Source organism: Sphingomonas canadensis (genome assembly GCF_026013525.1).
Classification (GTDB): domain Bacteria; phylum Pseudomonadota; class Alphaproteobacteria; order Sphingomonadales; family Sphingomonadaceae; genus Sphingomonas; species Sphingomonas canadensis.
This window is the reverse complement of the sequence record NZ_JAPDRA010000013.1, coordinates 77170-94305: the sequence shown is the minus strand read 5'-3', so window position 1 is coordinate 94305 and position 17136 is coordinate 77170. Positions and strand designations below refer to the sequence as shown.

Below are 17136 nucleotides of genomic sequence, written 5' to 3'. Positions count from 1 at the left end.
GCTCAACTCGTATCGCTTGATCCCCATGGTGCCTCCGCAACTGCAGAAACCCATGAATCAGACATCCCTACCTTTGGAAATCCTCTGAATGTCGATACAGCCTAGAGTCTGTCCTGTTGAGGCGGCGCCGGCCCGCACCCCCACCCGGCCACCCATAGAATATCCTGCCGGTGGGTGGCCGGGTGGGGGAGCGGGCCGGCGCCGATCATGTCGAAGGCAGACAGACTCTAGGCGCAGGCACCGGGCGTCGGGGCCGCCGCCAGGCGCGGATCACTCCGCCCCGAACGCTTCCTCCGGGCTCGCCGCCGTGCGGAAGCGGAAGGCCATGCGGTGCAGGTATCGCTCGCCCGGATTCAGCCGGGCGGAGGGGAAATCCGGCCGGTTGGGCGAATCCGGGAATCGCTGCGGCTCCAGGCACAGCCCCTCGCGCGCGGCATAGGCGCGGCCCGATGTGCCCGGCGCCCCGCCTGCCAGATGGTTGCCGGTGTAGAACTGCACGCCCGGCTGGTCCGAATGCACCTCCAGCACGCGCCCGCTCTCCGGCTCCCACAGCGCCGCCACCCGGCGAACCCCGTCGGCCGTGCCGTCGAGCACGAAATTGTGGTCATAGCCGCTGCCCTCGCGAAGCTGCGCGTCGTCCGCGGCGATGTCGGCGCCGATCGGCTTGGGCGTGCGGAAATCGAACGGCGTGCCCGCCACCCGCGCCAGCTCGCCATTGGGGATCAGCCCCTCGACCGGGGTATAGCGGCTCGCCGGAAGCTGGAGCCAATGGTCCGTCACCGGCCGGGCGCTATCCTCGCCCGCCAGGTTGAAATAGGCGTGGTGCGTCAGGCTGGCGACGGTCGGCGCGTCGGTGGCGGCGGACAGCACGATCGCCAGCCCGTCATCCTCCAGCCGGTATTCCACCCCGGCGCGCAGCGTTCCGGGAAAGCCGTTGTCGCCGTCCGGGCTCACCAGGCTGAACCGGGCGGAGCGGCCGTCGCACGCCTCCAGCGTCCATTCCCGCTGGTCGAACCCGCGCGGCCCCGAATGCAGGCTGTGCGCGCCATCGTTGGCGGCGATCCGGTACTCGCGCCCGTCGAGCGTGAAGCGCGCGCCCCCGATCCGGTTGGCATAGCGCCCCACCACCGCGCCCAGATAGGCGGGCGGCCCCAGATAGGACGCCGGATCGCGATAGCCGAGCACGACATTGCCCGCCCGCCCGTCACGCCCCGGCACCTCCAGCCGGCGCAGCGTGGCGCCCAGCGTCATCAGCTCCGCACGGAAAGGTCCGTGCGCGATCTCGATGCTGCCGGTCATGCCGCCCGCCGCGCGGTCATTTCCCCGGGCACACCGAAGCGTTGGGATCGGAAACGATCCGCACATCGGCGATGCTGAGCTGGAGCGGCCCCGCCGCCTGGATCACGAAGGGGGCGGCCACCTTCGAAAGGTCCACGCCCGCGTCGCGATAGCATTTCAGGAAGATCTTCACGGTCTTCCACTGCCCCGTCGCGCCGCTGAACAGGCCGGTGGCGTCGATCGCGCCGGTATTGGCGCCGCCTTCCATCAGCAGCTTCACCGGGCCGGTGGCGGCGCGATCCAGCTTGTAGCTGATCTGGAGCGAGAGATCGCCGTTGGCCTCGCGCGTCAGGTCCAGCTCGCCGCCGCCGATGCGCACGGTGGCCGGGCCGGCGGGCCAGGTGAGCTGCACCGCGCCCTCCTGCTGCGCCGGGCCTTCCACCACCTTGCGCGTCACCTTGGAATCGGTCGCGAAAGACCAGGGGGCCGGCGTGATGCCGCGCGCGAAATAGGTGGAGACATTGGCCGCCGAAGCATCGATCCCCGCCTCCTCGCTCAGTGCGCCTACCGCGCCCGGCCTGGCGTAGCTCAGGCCGTAGCCGAAGGGGAACAGCGGATCATAGCCCGCGTCGCCGCGGTTGAGCACGAACTGGCTCGCGGCCTTGGGCCAACTGAACGAGAGCGTGCCGGTGAAGTCGCGGCGCGGCTTGCCCGCCGCATCGCCCACCAGCACATCGGCCACGCCCGCGCCCTCGCTGCCCGGCAGCCAGGCGGCGACGAAGGCGTCCGATGCGTTCAGCTCCGGGTTCACCCACAGCGGGCGGCCGGAAAGGAACACGGACACGGTGGGAATGCCCGCGGCCTTCAGCTTCTTCAGCGTCGCCAGCGCCTGCTTGTCGCCGGGCTGGAATTCCAGCGTGCGGATGTCGCCGCGCATCTCGGCATAGGGCTGTTCGCCGAACACCACGATCGCCACGTCCGGCTTCTTCTTGAAGCTGCCGTCTTCGGACAGCGTGGCGGAACCGCCGCCCGCCTTCACCGCATCGGCGATGCCGGCGAAGATGGTGGTGCCGCCGGGGAACAGCGAATTGGCGTTGCCGTCGCCCTGCCAGCTCAGCGTCCAGCCGCCGGTCTGCATCCCCATCGAATCGGCGCCCGGCCCGGCCACCAGCACATTGGCGCTGGCCTTCAGCGGCAGCACGCCGTTGTTCTTCAGCAGCACCAGCGATTTGGCCACCGCCTCGCGCGCCACTGCGCGATGTTCGGGCGCGCCCATCACGCCGGCCTTGCCCTCGATCGGCCGCGCCGGATCGAACAGGCCCAGCTTCACCTTCACGCGCAGGATGCGGCGTACCGCGTCGTCGATCCGCGCCATCGGGATGGTGCCGTCCTTCGCCTGGCGCAGCGTGGAATCGAACAGGCCCTTCCAGCTATCCGGCGCCATTGCCATGTCCAGCCCGGCGATGAATGTCTGGGGGCAATCGGTGGCGGTGCAGCCCGGGATCTGGCCATGGCCGTTCCAATCGCCCACCACGAAACCCTGGAAGCCCATCCGCCCCTTCAGCACGCCGGTCAGCAGCGATTGGTTGCCGTGCATCTTGGCGCCGTTCCAACTGTTGTACGACGCCATCACCGTCATCGTGCCGGCGTTGATCGCGGGGGGATAGCCCGCGGCATGGACGCGCGCGAGCGTCGCCTCGTCGACGCGGGTGTCGCCCTGGTCGATGCCGTCCGTCGTGCCGCCGTCGCCAAGGAAATGTTTGGCGCTGGCCGCGACGAAGCCCTTCTGGATGCGGCCGGTGGTGCCGGGCACGCCCTGCAGCCCCTCCACCATCGCCCCGGCATAGGAACGCACCACCTCCGGGTCCTCCGAATAGCCTTCATAGGCGCGGCCCCAGCGGTCGTTCTGCGGCACGGTCACGGTCGGGCCGAAGGCCCAGTCGATGCCGCTGGCGGCGGTTTCCACCGCGGTCACCTCGCCGATGCGGCGGATCAGCGCGGGGTCGCGCATCGCGCCCAGGCCAACATTGTGCGGGAACACGGTGGCGCCCACCACATTGGCGTTGCCATGTACCGCGTCGATGCCGAAGATCAGCGGGATCTTCAGGTTGCCCGGCCGGTCCTCCATCGCCACCGCGCGGAAGGCGCGGGCGGTGTCCACCCATTCCTTCTGCGACGAACGGTCGTCGCCGCTCAGCGGGGGCGAGTTGCCGCCCGCCAGGATCGATCCCAGCGGATAGGTGCGCAGATCCTCGGGCTTGATATAGGCGATGTCGGCCTGGATCATCTGGCCGATCTTCTGCTCCAGCGTCATCTTCGCCAGCAGGCCGTCGATGAACTTCTCGGTCTCCGGATCGACCAGCCCGGCGCTGGCGGCGGCGGGCCAGTTGGCGGGATCGGCCACGGTCGGGCCGGTTGGGGCGGGGGTTTCCTGCGCCGCCAGCACGGATGCCGCGCCCAGCATGGTGGTCGCCAGCAGCAGTCGGGTGCCCAGCCGCATCATTCTCTCCTGGATTCGGTTAACGTTGTCAGGTGCAGGTTAGGGCCAGTCCGCGCCCGCTGCAATGGGCTGCGCGCGGGCCGGGGAGCGGCGTGGCACGGCCGCCGTCTCGGCCCTGCCGGAACAACCGGATGCCGCACCTCACCGGCAGGCGGCGATGCGTTGCTCCAGCCAGCGCGCGGCCTCGGCGGGGCTGCGCTTGTCGGCGTCGCGATCGACCATCAGGTTCGCCTCGCGCATCGCCTGAACGCAGATCGCCCCCGCCAGCGGGCGCAGCGCCGCCTGGAACCGCTCGTCCTGCGCGCGCGCCGGGCTCAGCAGCAGGATCGCGTCATAGCCGGGGATCGCGCCCTTGGGGTCTTCCAGCACCGCCAGCCCGCTCGCCGCGATGCGCCCGTCGGAGGAGAAGGCGGGGATCACGTCCGCCTCGCCGCTGTCCAGTGCGCGGTACATGAAGGTCGGCTGATAGGGGCGGGCGGATCGGAAGCGGAGGCCGTAGGCGTCGCGCACCGCGCGCCATTCGGGCCGCTCCAGGAACTCCACATCGGTCGCCAGATTCAGTTGCGGCGCCTGCCGCGCCAGATCCGCCAGCGTGCGGATGCCGCGCCTCCGCGCCTCCGCCCCGCGCATGGCGAAGGCATAGGCGTTCTCGAACCCCAGCGGCCCCAGCAGCAGCACGCCATGCCTATCGCGCGCCCAGCCGCCCACGCCCGCCACGATGTCGGCGCGCGGCGGCACGTCGCTACGCCGCATCTGGTTGGTCCAAATGGTCCCGGAATAGTCAACATAAACGTCGACATCGTTCGCCGCGAGCGCGCTGAACGCCACCGCCGAACCAAGCCCCTCGCGATATTCCACGCGATATCCGGCCGCCTCCAGCCGTGCGCCGATCATCCGCGCCAGGATATATTGCTCGGAAAATCCCTTGGCGCCGACCACCACCGTTCCTCTGGCGGAGGGCAGCGCGGGCGCCAGCGCCGCCAGCACGCCCGCCAGCAGCACGCCCAGGCTGCCCCACGCCAGCCAGCGCCGCCGCCGGGCGATGCCATGCTCGGCCAGCCCCAGCAGCGCGTCCACCGCCAGCGCCAGCCCCGCCGACGCGATGCACCCGGCCAGCACCAGCGTCCAGTTCTGCGTCTGCAGCCCGGCGAAGATCAGGTCGCCCAGGCCCGGCTGGCCCACGGTGGTGGAAAGCGTCGCCGCGCCGATGGTCCATACCGCGGCGGTGCGGATGCCCGCCATCAGCACCGGCGCGGCAAGCGGCGCCTCCACCAGCCGCAGCTTCTGCCACGCGGTCATCCCCACGCCGTCCGCCGCCTCGATCACCGCCGGATCGATGGCGGCCAGGCCGGTCACGCCGTTGCGCAGGATCGGCAGCACCGCATAGAGCGACAGCGCGAGCAGCGAGGGCAGGAAGCCCAGCGCCGGTATCCCGCCGCCCGCCAGCGCCGAAAGCCACAGCAGCACCGGATAGAAGAGTGCGAGCAGCGCCAGGCCGGGGATGGTCTGGATCAGGCTGGCCATCCCCAGCGCGACACGCGCCACCGCCCGGTTGCGCGCGGAAAGCACCGTCAGCGGCAGCGCCACCGCCAGCCCCAGCAGCAGCGCCGAAAGCGCCAGCAACAGATGCTGCGCCAGCAGCTCCGGCACCCGGGCGAAGGCTGCGGTCACCGCGATCCGCCCCCTTCCATCTCCGCCAGCCGGTGCGCCTGTTCGCGCGGCACGGCGACCAGCGCCTGCGCGGCATCGCCGCCGCCGCCCGCCAGCAGCGCGCGCGGCGTGGCGTCCGCCGCCACCCGGCCCTCCGACATCACCAGCACCCGGTCCGCCAGCAGCAGCGCCTCGGCCATGTCATGGGTCACCAGGATGGTGGTGAGCCCCATGCGATCGTGCAGCGCGCGGATCGCCCGGGCCAGCCCGTCGCGGGTCACGGGGTCCAGCGCGCCGAACGGCTCGTCCATCAGCAGCAGTCCCGGGCCGTTCGCCAGCGCGCGCGCCACGCCGACGCGCTGGCGCTGCCCGCCCGACAGTGCGTCCGGCATGCGCGCCGCGAAATCGCGCGGCAGCTCGACCAGGTCGAGCAGTTCGGCCACGCGCCCGGCGGTGTTCCGCTCGCCCGCCAGCCGCAGCGGGATCGCGATATTCTCCGCCACGCTCATGTGCGGGAACAGCCCGATGTTCTGGAAGACATAGCCGATCCGCCGCCGCAGCAGATGCGCGGGCACGGCATCCACCGGCTCGCCGTCCATCAGCACCGTGCCCGCATCGGGCGCCACCAGCCGGTTGATCGTCTTGAGCAGCGTCGACTTGCCTGATCCGGAGGCGCCGACCAGCGCGACGAAGCTGCCGCCCGCCACCTCCAGGCTGACGCCGTCCACCGCAAGCGCGCCCGGATAGCGCTTACTTACATTTTTGAAGGTAACGCTGCGCGTTTGCTCTGGCATCGCGCGCCGTTGTGCGCGAGGGTCGGGCAAAGGTCAAAAAACCGGCGGGAGAGGGATGCATGACGGCCAAGGCGATCTTCATCACGGGCGGGGCATCGGGCATCGGCCAGGCGGTGGCGAAGCTGTTCGCCGATCGCGGCTGGCGCGTGGGGCTGGCGGACGTCAACGAGGCGGGGCTGGCGGCCACCGCGGCGATGCTGCCCGCGGGCATGGCGACCACCCATGTGATGGACGTGCGCGATCGCGCGGCATGGGAAAAGGCGCTGGGCGATTTCACCGCGGCCAGCGGAGGGCGGCTCGACGTGCTGTTCAACAACGCCGGGATCGCCAACGGCGGCGAGCTGGCGGAAATGGCCTGGGAAGATATCGACCGGCTGGTGGCGATCAACATCACCGGCGTGATCAACGGCGCGAAGATCGGCTATGCCTATCTTAAGGCGACGCCGGGATCGTGCCTGGTCAACACCTCCTCGGCGGCGGGCATCTATGGCTCGGCGGGGCTGTCGATCTATTCGGCGGGCAAGTTCGCGGTGCGCGGGCTCAGCGAGGCGCTCGACGCCGAATGGTATCCGGCGGTGAAGGTGCGCGCGCTGATGCCCAGCTTCATCGATACGCCGCTGCTCGACACGATCGCGCCCGGCACCAACCGCTCCGCGCGCGAGACGGTGCGCGACGCGGGCCTTGAGTTCACCCCGCTGCCGGAAGTGGCGCAGGCGGTGTGGGATGCCGTCCAGGGCGACAAGGTCCACGCGATCGTGGGCAAGACCGCGCGCCAGCTTGCCTTCGCCGCGAAATGGATGCCCGGCGCGCTGCGCAAGCGCGTCCGCAGCCGCCTGGGCCTGAAGCAGTAACAGCTCCACCCCGGAACGGGGAGGGGGACCAGCGAAGCTGGTGGAGGGGCCGCCGTCGCAGACGGCGGTGTTGCACCGCCGCCCCTCCAGCACGCCCTGCGGGCGCGGTCCCGCTCCCCGCTCGGGGGAGGAATGGTCAGAGCAACGCCTCGATCGCCTGGGCCATCTGGACGTCGCGCAGCGAAAGCCCGCCCGCGTCGTGCGTGGTCAGCAATATGTCCACGCGGTTCCACACGTTGGACCATTCGGGATGATGGTCCGCCTTTTCGGCGATCAGCGCCACGCGCGTCATGAAGCCGAAGGCAGCGTTGAAATCCGCGAAGACGAAGCTGCGGCGGATGCCGTCGCGTTCCGTATCCAGCGTCCATTCGGGCAGCGCGGCCAGCGCCTCGTCGCGATGCCCGTCGGTAAGCCGTGCAACCATCATCAGCCTCCTTGCCCACATGCCCTGGCACGGCCTATTCCCCGTGCCATGAGCGGGCAAGCCCCCGGCAAGGACGTTATCGAGCGGCTGGCGCGCGACGCGCTGGCGCGCATCCCCGATCCGTTCCAGCAGCACCTGGCCGATGTCGTGCTGATCATCGAGGATTATGCAGATGACGAGACGCTCGATTCGCTGGGGATAGAAGACCCGCTGGACCTGACCGGCCTCTATCACGGGCGTCCGCTGGGGGAGAAATCCTCGTTCGAATCGGGCGCGCTGCCCGATCGCATCCACCTGTATCGCGTGCCGATCCTATACGAATGGTCGGCCACCGGCGTGCGGCTCGACGATCTCGTCTGGCATGTCGTGGTGCATGAGGTGGGGCATCATTTCGGCCTTTCCGACGAACAAATGCACGCGCTGGAGGATGCGGCCGGGTGAGCGGCCCGTTGCTTCAGGTACGCGACGCCGCGTGCGTGCGTGGCGGGCGGCGGCTGTTCGCGGGGCTGGGCCTGGCGCTGGCGGCGGGCGAGGCGGCGCTGGTCACCGGGCCGAACGGCACGGGCAAGTCCAGCCTGGTGCGGATGATCGCAGGCCTTCTGCCGGTGGCGGAGGGCAGCGTGACGGTGAACGCCCGCTGCGCGCTGCTGGCCGAACAGCCCTCGCTGGATGCGGAGCTGCCGCTGGCGAAGGCGCTGGGATTCTGGGCGGCGATCGACGGCGGCGACGTGGCGGCGGCGCTGGCGGCGGTGGGGCTCGCCGGCCTGGCGCCGGTGCCGGTGCGCTTCCTTTCCACCGGCCAGCGCCGCCGCGCGGGGATCGCGCGCGTGCTGGCCAGCAACGCCCCGCTCTGGCTGCTCGACGAGCCCGCCAACGGGCTGGACGCGGCGTCGGTCGCGGTGCTGGAGGGGCTGATCGCCGCGCATCGCGCGGGCGGCGGCGCCGTGCTGGTGGCGACGCACCTGCCGGTCGCGCTGCCCGGCGCGCACGAGATCCGGCTGGGGGAGGGGGCATGAACCCGCTCCTCGCCATCATCCTGCGTGAGCTGCGGCGGAGCTGGACGAGCGGCGGGCTGATGCTGCCGGTCGCCTTCTTCCTGCTCGTCGCGATCCTGTTCCCCTTCGCGGTGGGGCCGGACGGCAAGCTGCTGGCGCGGGTGGGCGGCGGCGTGATCTGGGCGGCGGCGCTGCTCGCGGCGCTCCTGCCGGTCGAGCGGCTGGTGGCGCCCGATGCGGAGAACGGACTGCTCGATCAGCTCGCGGTGCGCGGGGTGCCCGATGCGGGCGTGGCGGCGGCGAAGATCGCGGGCCACTGGCTGGGCTTCGGCCCCGCGCTGCTGGCGGCGACGGTGATCGCGGGCGCGCTGCTGCGGATCGACGAAGGCGCGCTGCCCGCGATCCTGATCGCGTTGGCGATCGGCACGCCGGGGCTGGCGGCGCTGGGCGTGGCCACGGGCGCGCTGGTGGCGGGGCTGCGCGGCGCGGGGGCGCTGGCGGGGCTGGTGATGCTGCCCTTCGCCGTGCCGCTGCTGATCTTCGGCGCGGGATCGGTGGATGGCACGCCGGGCGCGCTCAAGCTGCTGGCGGCGGTCAGCCTGCTGCTGCTGGCGGGTTGCCCCTTCGTCGCGGGCGCCGCGATCCGCATGGGGCGAAGCTGAACCGCGTAGCGGCTCCCGGATCTTCTGCTTCGCTTTGTGCCTTCGTGGCTTTGTGCGAGAAAGAAGCTTCCCGAAAGGACAGGCGTCTCGCGTTATCTGCTCCAGCGCGCGAAGATGGCCGTCGGCAGCAGCAGCCCGCGTGCTTCCTCGCGCACGGTCAGCTCGCCGCATTCCACTGTGCCGCCCAGATCGGCGAAATGCTGGCGCACCAGCTCGCCGATCGCCAGCGCCGACATGCGCACCGCATAGACGGTGAGGAACAGGAAGCGCGAATCGCCGTCCAGCAGCCGCCGGCAATCGGCGATCAGCGGGGCCAGCCCCTCCTCCAGCTTCCAAACCTCGCCGGCAGGGCCGCGGCCCCATTTGGGCGGGTCCAGGATGATCCCGTCATAGCGCCGCCCGCGCCGCACCTCGCGCGCGACATATTTGGCGGCGTCGTCCACGATCCAGCGTACCGGCCGCTCCGCCATGTCCGAAACCGCGGCGTTGCCCCGCGCCGCCTCGACGGACTTCTTCGAAGCGTCGACATGGGTCACCCGCGCGCCCTTCGCCGCCAGCGCCAGCGTGCCCACGCCGGTATAGCCGAACAGGTTCATGCATTCGGCCGCCTCGACACCCTCGATCCGCCCGCGCATCCAGTCCCACACCGGCGCCATGTCCGGGAAGAAGCCCAGGTGGCGGAACGGCGTGGTCTGCGCGGTGAAGCGCACCTCGCGCCAGCCGCTCTCCCAGCCTTCGCGCGGCACCGGCTTGTGGAATACCCAGCGCCCGCCGCCGTCCTCGTCCGCGCCGGGCACGAACTCGCCATGCGCCTCCCAGTCGTCGCGCGCGGGCGCCCACAGCGCCTGCGGCTCGGGCCGGACGAAGCGGTACGCGCCGTACCGCTCCAGCTTGCGGCCATGCCCCGAATCGATCAGGCCGTAATCGTCCCAGGGCTCGCCGGTGAGCGTGATCAGGTCCATGCGAACCGCCCTGCTCAGCCCTTCGGCTGCGCGCGCCCGGCGATATAGCCGGTCACCGCCTCGAAGGTCGCGGGGAGCGTCGCATAGCGTTCCTCGCGGTCGAACAGGTCGTCCAGCCGCGGCGGCAGGATCGGACGCGATCCGGTGGCGCGTTCCACCGCGGTGCCGAACTTGGCGGCATGCGCGGTCGCCAGCGTCACCACCTGGCCGGTTACGTCCGCCCGGCGCGCGGCGGCCAGGCCGATCGCGGTGTGCGGATCGATCACCTCGCCCGAATCGGCTGCCCAGCGCATCGCCTGCGACATGTCGGCGGCGTCCACCCGGTCGCTGGCGAAATATCGCGCCGCGCCGGTAAGCTGGGCGTTGGTCAGCCGCATCGCCTTCGATGTCTCGAACCCGCGCATCTGCTCCGCCAGCGCCGCCCCGTCGCGCCCGCCCACGTCGAACAACAGCCGCTCGAAGTTGGAGCTGACCTGGATATCCATGCTCGGCGCCGCGGTGGGGGTCACCGTGCCCGCCGAATAGTCGCCGGTCGAAAGCGCGCGGTGCAGGATGTCGTTGACGTTGGTCGCCACGATCAGCCGTTCGACGGGAAGTCCCATCCGGGCGGCGGCATAGCCCGCGAACACGTCGCCGAAATTGCCCGTCGGCACCGCGAACGAAACCTTGCGGCCGGGCGCTCCCAGCCGGACGGCGGCGTAGAAATAATAGACGATCTGGGCCATCAGCCGCGCCCAGTTGATCGAGTTCACCGCCGAAAGCTGGAAGCGGCCGGAAAAGGCGGCGTCGTTGAACATCGCCTTCACCATCGCCTGGGCGTCGTCGAAACTGCCCTCGATCGCGATATTGTGGACGTTGGGGGCCAGCACCGTCGTCATCTGGCGGCGCTGAACCTCGGAAACGCGGCCCTTGGGGTGCAGCATAAAGATGTCCACGCCATGCCGCCCGGCCACCGCGTCGATCGCCGCGCTACCCGTGTCGCCCGATGTCGCGCCCACGATGGTCAGCGGCGTCGTGCTGCCGGTCAGGAACTTCTCGAACAACAGGCCCAGCAGTTGCAGCGCGACGTCCTTGAACGCCAGCGTGGGGCCGTGGAAAAGTTCGAGCAGCCAGTTGCGGTGATCGAGCTGGGTCAGCGGCGTCACCGCGGCGTGCGCGAAGCGGCCATAGGCCTGGGCGCACAGTTCGCGCAGCTCCGCCTCGCTCAGGTCTTCGCCGACGAAGGGCAGCATCACGCGCACCGCCGTCTCGACATAGGAGAGGTCGGCCATCGCGGCGATATCGTCCGCTGAGAATTGCGGCCACGCCTCGGGCACGTAGAGCCCGCCGTCGCTGGCCAGTCCGGCAAGGGTCACATCGCGGAAACCGAGCAGCGGAGCCTGCCCACGGGTGCTCTGATAGCGCATGGCCTGCGCGTTAGCGGGGAGGGGGGGATGGGGCAAGCATGCGGCGAAGCGACAGCCGTGCGGCGCAGTTAGTACTCACGAATGCCGGGTGTCCGATGCGATCGGGAGGACGGCGCCTCCCCTTCCGCCCGGGGGGCGGGATCAGCTCAGATCGCGGCGCACTTGGCCTGGAGCCAGGCCAGATCCTCGCCCGCAAGCTGGGGGCCGATGATCGCCAGCACCTGGGCGTGATAGGCGTCAAGCCATTCGCGCTCCCCGGCGGTGAGCAGCGCGGGATCGATCAGGCTGCGCTCGATCGGGGCGAAGGTGAGCGTTTCGAAGCCCAGCATCGGCTGTTCGGCGCCCGCGATCTCGCGCGGTTCGACCAGCACCAGATTCTCGATGCGGATGCCATATTCGCCCGCCTTGTAATAGCCGGGCTCGTTCGAAAGGAACATGCCCGCGCGCAGCACCTCCAGCGCCTGGCCGCCGGGATAGAAGGGCTGGGCGATCCGCTGCGGCCCTTCATGGACCGACAGATAGGCGCCGACGCCATGGCCGGTGCCGTGCGGATAATCGAGCCCCGCGTCCCACAGCGGGCGGCGTGCGAAGCTGTCGAGCTGGGCGCCGGTGGTGCCTTCGGGGAAAACCGCGGTGGCGACGCCGATATGGCCCTTCAGCACCCGGGTGAAACGGTCCTTCATCTCGGCGCTGGGGGCGCCCACGGGCATCACGCGCGTCACGTCGGTGGTGCCGTCCGCATATTGGCCGCCCGAATCGACCAGGTAGAGCTGGCCCGGCGCGACCGGCAGGTTGCTCTCCGGGGTCGCCTTGTAATGGGGAATCGCGCCGTGCGGGCCGGTGGCGGAGATGGTGGCGAAGCTCAGATCCTTCAGCCGGCCGGTGGCGCGGCGGAATTCCTCCAGCCTGTCCTCGCAGATCAGTTCGGTGAGGGTGCCCTTGGGCGCCTCGCCCTCGAACCAGCGCAGGAAGCGGCAGAGTGCGGCGCCGTCGATCGCCTGGGCGGCCTTGTGGCCCGCGATCTCGGCGGGGTTCTTCACCGCCTTGGCGATCAGCGCGGGATCGCGCACCGCCAGCACCTTGGCCCCGCCGGCCTCCAGCGCGTCGAAGATCGCCGCGACCGAACTGGCCGGATCGGCGGCGACGCGCTTACCCGCGAACCCCTTGAGCGCGCCCGCGAAGGCCGTGCGATCATGGACGCGCACCGCGTTGCCCAGATGCTGGGCGACCGCGTCGGTCATCTTGCCGGGCGCCACGAACAGGTCGGCGGTGCCGTCCGCATGCACCATGGCATAGGCGAGCGCGACGGGCGTGTGGCTCACGTCGGTCCCGCGGATGTTGAACGCCCAGGCGATCGAATCGAGCGCGGCGAGGACCACGGCGTCCGCCTTCCGCTCGGCCAGCCAGTCGGCGATGCCGGCGCGCTTGGCGGCGGAGGATTTGCCCGCGTGCGCATCGTCCTGCACCGCGAGCGCGGCATCGGAGGGGAGGGGCTTGTCCGGCCAGATCGCGTCGATCGGGTTGGTGTCGACCGCGACCAGCTCGGCGCCCTTCTCGGCCAGCGCCTTGCGCGCCTCCTCCACCCAGGCGCGGGTGTGGAGCCAGGGATCGTATCCGATGCGGCCGCCGTCCGGCGCATGCTCGCCCAGCCAGCCCGCGACGCTGGCGGCGGGGACGGAGACATATTGCCAGTCGTCGGGCGACACCTGCTCGCGCACCTGGAGCGTATAGCGGCCGTCGACGAAGATCGCCGCCTCCTGCGGCAGCACCACGGCGGTTCCCGCGCTGCCCTTGAACCCCGTCAGCCAGCCGAGGCGCTGGGCATAGGCGCCGACATATTCGGACATATGCTCGTCGGTAAGCGGCACGACGAAGCCGTCGAGCCGGTCGTGCTTGAGCTGGTCGCGCAGCGCGGCGAGGCGGTCTGCATGGGTGGACATGGATGCTGTTCCGTATGCGAAGGTCATGGGTGTCGCGAACCGCCATCCCGTCCGCCGTTCGGGCGGGATGGCGGCCGATCGTCATGCCGTGGTTTCTGGCAGATTTGCGCCGGGCGCGACAGGGGGGACGCGACAGGGGGAAGGTCCGGCGGGCCGATGCCGGGGCCGGGGGAGCGACGCTGCAGCCCGCCCGCCATGGTGATCGCGCACGTTGCTTCGGCGAAACGAGCCGCCCCTTCCGCTTCACGCCGTGCGCGCTACAAGGCCGGGCATGACCGATCTTCCGCCGCCGCCCGCCGCCGCCACGCGCCCGCACAGCTACACCCGCCACGGGATCACGATCGAGGATCCCTGGGCCTGGCTGCGCGCGCCCGGCTATCCGGAGCCCGTCACCGATCCCGACGTGCTCGCCTATCTCAATGCCGAGAACGCCTATTTCGACGCGGTGATGGCGCCGCTGAAGCCGCTGACCGAGACGCTGTTCCAGGAGATGCGCGGGCGGATCAAGGAGGACGAGAGCACCGTTCCGCAGAAGGACGGCGACTGGCTCTACTGGACCGATTTCGAGACCGGCGGCGAATATCCCCGCTGGTGGCGCAAGCCGGTGCGCGGCGGCGCCGACGAGCTTATCCTGGACGAGCCCGCGATGGCGGCGGGCAAGGAATATTTCCGCGTCGGCGCCGTCTCCATCAGCGAGGATGGCCGGCTGATGGCCTATTCGACCGACGACGACGGGTCCGAACGCTACACCATCCGCATCAAGGACCTGGGCACCGGCGGCGCGCTGCCGGAGGCGATCGCCGGGGCGGCGGGCAAATGGGGCGACGTCTCGATCGAGGGGACGATCGGCAACATCGTCTTCACCAGCGACGGATCGGCGATACTCTATGGCCTGACCGACGAGCATTGGCGCACGCGCACGATCAAGCTGCACCGGCTGGGCACCGATCCGGCGGAAGACGTGGTGGTCTATTATGAGGAGGATCAGGGCTATTCGGTCGGCGTCGATCTGAGCGGCGACCGCAAGTGGATCATCCTGACCGCGAGCGATCATACCACCAGCGAGATCCGGCTGATGCCCGCGGGCGATCCGCTGGCCGATCCGATCCTGGTATCGCCGCGCCAGCCCGGCCGCGAATATGACGTGGACGTGCATGGCGGCACGCTGTTCATCCACACCAACGATACGCACACCAACTGGCGGCTGGCGACCGCGCCGATCGAGCGGCCCGGCGAATGGACCGAGCGGATCGCGCCTTCGGCCCATTTCTACATGACCGGCGTGTCGTGCTTCGCCGATTTCTTCGTGGTGGAGGGGCGCGAGCACGGGCTCGACCAGATCGAGCTGCACAAATATGATCCGCACATCGCCCCGCACCGCATCGTCTTTCCCGAGGCGAGCTACGTCGCCGGGCTGGGCGACAACCCCGAATATGCGGTCAGCAAGCTCCGGCTTTCCTACCAGTCGATGGTCACGCCGGGCACCGTCTATGACTATGAGATCGCGACGGGGCGGCTAGAGACGCTGAAGGTCCAGGAGATCCCCAGCGGCTATGACGGATCGAAATACCGCACCGAACGGCTGGAGATCGCCGTGCGCGACGGGACCAGGGTGCCCGTTTCGATCGTCTATCCCAAGGATTTCCCGCGTGACGGATCGGGCAAGCTCTACCTCTATTCCTATGGCGCCTATGGCATCGCCATCCCGCCGGGATTCTCGACGAGCCGCATGTCGTTCCTGGATCGCGGCGTGGCCTTCGCCATCGCCCACATCCGCGGCGGCGACGACCTGGGCCAGCAATGGTATTTCGACGGCAAGCTGGAGAAGCGCACCAACACCTTCAACGACTTCGTCGATTGCGCGAAGGGGCTGATCGCGCTGGGCTATACCCATGCGGGCGGCATCGCCGTGGCCGGGCGTTCGGCGGGCGGCGAGCTGATGGGCGCGATCGTCAATTCCGATCCGGAGCTGTGGGGCGTGGTGGTGGCCGATGTGCCCTTCGTCGACGTGCTCAACACGATGCTGGACGAGACGCTGCCGCTGACGCCGGGCGAATGGCCCGAATGGGGCAACCCGATCACCGACAAGGCGGCGTTCGAGCTGATCCGCAGCTATTCGCCCTATGACAATGTCCGCGCCCAGGCCTATCCGCCGCTGTACATCTCCGGCGGGCTCAACGATCCGCGCGTCACCTATTGGGAGCCCGCCAAATGGGCCGCCAGGCTGCGCGCGACCAAGACCGATGGCAATCTGCTGGTGCTGAAGATCAACATGGGGGCGGGCCATGGCGGCAAGTCCGGCCGGTGGGAGAGCCTGCGCGAGGCGGCGGACGAGATGGCCTTCATGCTGTGGCAGCTCGGCGCGGCGGATTGAGGCGCCGCCGCCTGGCCGCCGGACCTCAGGCCCCGTCCGGCGGCCAGGCGGGCACCGCTACCAGTTCCGTCTCGCGATGGCATTGGTGGCAGAAATCGAAGTCGAACACCTCTGTCAGCACCCATCCCTGCCGGACCACGTCCCAGCTTGCCCAGGCATCGCGCGTCACCGCGCTGCTGGTGCAGGTTCGGCAGCGATATTCGACCGGTGTCTCCATGCCGCCAGCATAGCCGCCCGCCCTCCGCATCGGACGCAACCGCCTCCGTTCCGGATGCAGATGCGGCCCGCCGCGCCGTCAAGCATTTGGTGACGAACCGGGCATAGCCTGGCCGCGGGAAAGGGCGGCGGCATGCGCGATCGGCGATTTCCACGGCAATCCGGGCGGTGGCGCGGGCGATACCGGCCCGCGCGCGCCTGGCTTGGCCATCCCGGCGACGGCATCCCGTTGCGCAGCCGCCCCAGCACCGGGCTGCGTTGGGCATTCCGCTGGCGCCAGCTTCGCGCGCTGGCGCTCGCGATCGCGATCGGGGCGATCGTCTGGTGGCAGATGCCGGACTGGGGCTGAGGCGTTGCCCGGCGGCCCCGGCCGCGATAGCCTGAACCCTCACAGGCGGCAGGGAGACGGACGATGCGGACCGACAAGCTGATATTGGCAGGGGCGGCGGCGCTGTTCGCGCTCGGCGCGGCCAACGCGGGCGTGCGCCAGACCGCGCCCGATGCCGCGCCCCCGCCCAACACCGCCGCGCTGATCGAGGGCCGCAAGGTGGCGATGCGTATGTCCGGCGCGCTGATGGGATCGATCAAGGGCGCGATCGACCGCGGCGACGATGTGAAGACCCAGGGCTTCGCCGCGCGATCGCTGGCGGGATGGGCCAAGGCGATCCCCGGCATGTTCGCCGAAGGCAGCTTCCTGCCGCCCAGCGAGGCGCTGGCGACGGTGTGGAGCAACCCGGTGGGCTTCAAGGCAAAGGCGGAGAGCTTCCAGATCGCCGCCAACCTGCTCGCCGGCGCGGCGGCGGCGGGCGACAAGGACGGGTTCGCCTCGGCGTTCGGCCAGGTGCGCGCCACCTGCGAAGGGTGCCACACCGGCTTCAAGAAGCCGTAGCGCCGGAGGCTCTCCTCCGGAACGGGTGCGAAAGCGGCGCGATGCCGCCATAGCGGAGCCGCGTCCTCACCAATTGCTTACCGCCGCCGCCTAAGAGTCTGCCCTGTTTAGGCGGCGCCAGCCCGCTCCCTCGCCCGGCCACCCGTTCTGTGGGTGGCCGGGCGGGGGAGCGGGCCGGCGCCGATCCACCAAAGG

General features: G+C 70.2%; 16 protein-coding genes. 7 read left to right on the top strand and 9 right to left on the bottom strand.

Annotated features, from left to right (window positions below; translation table 11 throughout):
* Positions 1-270 precede the first annotated feature (270 nt).
* The 4 genes from OM513_RS19430 to OM513_RS19415 all read right to left on the bottom strand — a co-directional run bounded on the left by OM513_RS19430 (position 271) and on the right by OM513_RS19415 (position 6222).
* Positions 271-1299 (bottom strand): aldose epimerase family protein, encoded by a 1029-nt coding sequence (locus OM513_RS19430; protein WP_264946436.1) that lies wholly within the window; start codon positions 1297-1299, stop codon positions 271-273.
* A 16-nt stretch (positions 1300-1315) separates the two neighbouring features.
* A complete protein-coding gene (locus OM513_RS19425) occupies positions 1316-3778 on the bottom strand; it encodes a glycoside hydrolase family 3 protein (RefSeq protein ID WP_264946435.1) in 2463 nt (820 codons plus the stop codon).
* Between the two features lie 141 nt (positions 3779-3919).
* Positions 3920-5449 carry an ABC transporter permease/substrate-binding protein gene (locus OM513_RS19420; protein ID WP_264946434.1) on the bottom strand — a complete coding sequence of 510 codons (1530 nt, stop codon included), beginning with the start codon at positions 5447-5449 and terminating at the stop codon, positions 3920-3922.
* Entirely contained in the window at positions 5446-6222 is a 777-nt protein-coding gene (locus OM513_RS19415; RefSeq protein ID WP_264946433.1) for an ATP-binding cassette domain-containing protein, read from the bottom strand. Before OM513_RS19415 ends, OM513_RS19420 begins: the two co-directional genes overlap by 4 nt.
* Before the next feature lie 59 nt (positions 6223-6281).
* Between OM513_RS19415 and OM513_RS19410 the strand changes: the two genes are divergently transcribed.
* Complete coding sequence (locus OM513_RS19410) at positions 6282-7073, top strand: SDR family oxidoreductase (RefSeq protein ID WP_264946432.1); 792 nt, start codon at positions 6282-6284, stop codon at positions 7071-7073.
* A gap of 136 nt (positions 7074-7209) precedes the next feature.
* Here the strand turns inward: OM513_RS19410 and OM513_RS19405 are convergent, their stop codons facing one another.
* Positions 7210-7500: a 4a-hydroxytetrahydrobiopterin dehydratase gene (locus tag OM513_RS19405; protein WP_264946431.1), complete on the bottom strand. Its 291-nt coding sequence runs from the start codon at positions 7498-7500 to the stop codon at positions 7210-7212.
* A 45-nt stretch (positions 7501-7545) separates the two neighbouring features.
* On the opposite strand from OM513_RS19405, the gene OM513_RS19400 reads away from it, so the two are divergent.
* Genes OM513_RS19400 through OM513_RS19390 form a run of 3 tightly spaced genes read left to right on the top strand, consistent with a single transcriptional unit; the run spans position 7546 to position 9154 of the window.
* Positions 7546-7938, top strand: a complete 393-nt coding sequence (locus OM513_RS19400) for a metallopeptidase family protein (RefSeq protein WP_264946430.1) — start codon at positions 7546-7548, stop codon at positions 7936-7938.
* Complete coding sequence (gene ccmA, locus OM513_RS19395; protein ID WP_264946429.1) at positions 7935-8513, top strand: heme ABC exporter ATP-binding protein CcmA; 579 nt, start codon at positions 7935-7937, stop codon at positions 8511-8513. Before OM513_RS19400 ends, ccmA begins: the two co-directional genes overlap by 4 nt.
* Positions 8510-9154 carry a heme exporter protein CcmB gene (locus OM513_RS19390; protein ID WP_264946428.1) on the top strand — a complete coding sequence of 215 codons (645 nt, stop codon included), beginning with the start codon at positions 8510-8512 and terminating at the stop codon, positions 9152-9154. The genes ccmA and OM513_RS19390 overlap by 4 nt, the downstream gene beginning before the upstream one ends.
* A 92-nt stretch (positions 9155-9246) precedes the next feature.
* Here OM513_RS19390 and OM513_RS19385 read toward each other — a convergent pair whose 3' ends face one another.
* The 3 genes from OM513_RS19385 to OM513_RS19375 form a co-directional block, all read right to left on the bottom strand.
* Positions 9247-10116 carry a class I SAM-dependent methyltransferase gene (locus OM513_RS19385; RefSeq protein ID WP_264946427.1) on the bottom strand — a complete coding sequence of 290 codons (870 nt, stop codon included), beginning with the start codon at positions 10114-10116 and terminating at the stop codon, positions 9247-9249.
* A gap of 14 nt (positions 10117-10130) precedes the next feature.
* Positions 10131-11522, bottom strand: coding sequence for a threonine synthase (thrC, locus tag OM513_RS19380; protein WP_264946426.1), 1392 nt, complete (start codon positions 11520-11522; stop codon positions 10131-10133).
* A gap of 146 nt (positions 11523-11668) precedes the next feature.
* Positions 11669-13462 (bottom strand): aminopeptidase P family protein, encoded by a 1794-nt coding sequence (locus OM513_RS19375; protein WP_264946425.1) that lies wholly within the window; start codon positions 13460-13462, stop codon positions 11669-11671.
* Positions 13463-13733: 271 nt separating this feature from the next.
* Between OM513_RS19375 and OM513_RS19370 the strand changes: the two genes are divergently transcribed.
* Positions 13734-15836 (top strand): S9 family peptidase, encoded by a 2103-nt coding sequence (locus OM513_RS19370; RefSeq protein ID WP_264946424.1) that lies wholly within the window; start codon positions 13734-13736, stop codon positions 15834-15836.
* A 25-nt stretch (positions 15837-15861) separates the two neighbouring features.
* Here the strand turns inward: OM513_RS19370 and OM513_RS19365 are convergent, their stop codons facing one another.
* Complete coding sequence (locus OM513_RS19365; protein ID WP_264946423.1) at positions 15862-16053, bottom strand: hypothetical protein; 192 nt, start codon at positions 16051-16053, stop codon at positions 15862-15864.
* A gap of 132 nt (positions 16054-16185) precedes the next feature.
* Between OM513_RS19365 and OM513_RS19360 the strand changes: the two genes are divergently transcribed.
* Together OM513_RS19360 and OM513_RS19355 are read left to right on the top strand one after the other, a co-directional pair.
* Positions 16186-16401, top strand: coding sequence for a hypothetical protein (locus OM513_RS19360; RefSeq protein ID WP_264946422.1), 216 nt, complete (start codon positions 16186-16188; stop codon positions 16399-16401).
* 63 nt (positions 16402-16464) lie between these two features.
* A complete protein-coding gene (locus tag OM513_RS19355) occupies positions 16465-16941 on the top strand; it encodes a cytochrome c (protein ID WP_264946421.1) in 477 nt (158 codons plus the stop codon).
* The last annotated feature ends 195 nt before the right edge of the window (positions 16942-17136 follow it).

Coding starts and splice junctions, on each gene's coding strand:
- OM513_RS19430 (WP_264946436.1), bottom strand. CDS start 1,299: ATGACCGGCAGCATCGAGATCGCGCACGGACCTTTCCGTGCGGAGCTG.
- OM513_RS19425 (WP_264946435.1), bottom strand. CDS start 3,778: ATGCGGCTGGGCACCCGACTGCTGCTGGCGACCACCATGCTGGGCGCG.
- OM513_RS19415 (WP_264946433.1), bottom strand. CDS start 6,222: ATGCCAGAGCAAACGCGCAGCGTTACCTTCAAAAATGTAAGTAAGCGC.
- OM513_RS19410 (WP_264946432.1), top strand. CDS start 6,282: ATGACGGCCAAGGCGATCTTCATCACGGGCGGGGCATCGGGCATCGGC.
- OM513_RS19405 (WP_264946431.1), bottom strand. CDS start 7,500: ATGATGGTTGCACGGCTTACCGACGGGCATCGCGACGAGGCGCTGGCC.
- OM513_RS19400 (WP_264946430.1), top strand. CDS start 7,546: ATGAGCGGGCAAGCCCCCGGCAAGGACGTTATCGAGCGGCTGGCGCGC.
- OM513_RS19390 (WP_264946428.1), top strand. CDS start 8,510: ATGAACCCGCTCCTCGCCATCATCCTGCGTGAGCTGCGGCGGAGCTGG.
- OM513_RS19385 (WP_264946427.1), bottom strand. CDS start 10,116: ATGGACCTGATCACGCTCACCGGCGAGCCCTGGGACGATTACGGCCTG.
- thrC (WP_264946426.1), bottom strand. CDS start 11,522: ATGCGCTATCAGAGCACCCGTGGGCAGGCTCCGCTGCTCGGTTTCCGC.
- OM513_RS19375 (WP_264946425.1), bottom strand. CDS start 13,462: ATGTCCACCCATGCAGACCGCCTCGCCGCGCTGCGCGACCAGCTCAAG.
- OM513_RS19370 (WP_264946424.1), top strand. CDS start 13,734: ATGACCGATCTTCCGCCGCCGCCCGCCGCCGCCACGCGCCCGCACAGC.
- OM513_RS19365 (WP_264946423.1), bottom strand. CDS start 16,053: ATGGAGACACCGGTCGAATATCGCTGCCGAACCTGCACCAGCAGCGCG.
- OM513_RS19360 (WP_264946422.1), top strand. CDS start 16,186: ATGCGCGATCGGCGATTTCCACGGCAATCCGGGCGGTGGCGCGGGCGA.
- OM513_RS19355 (WP_264946421.1), top strand. CDS start 16,465: ATGCGGACCGACAAGCTGATATTGGCAGGGGCGGCGGCGCTGTTCGCG.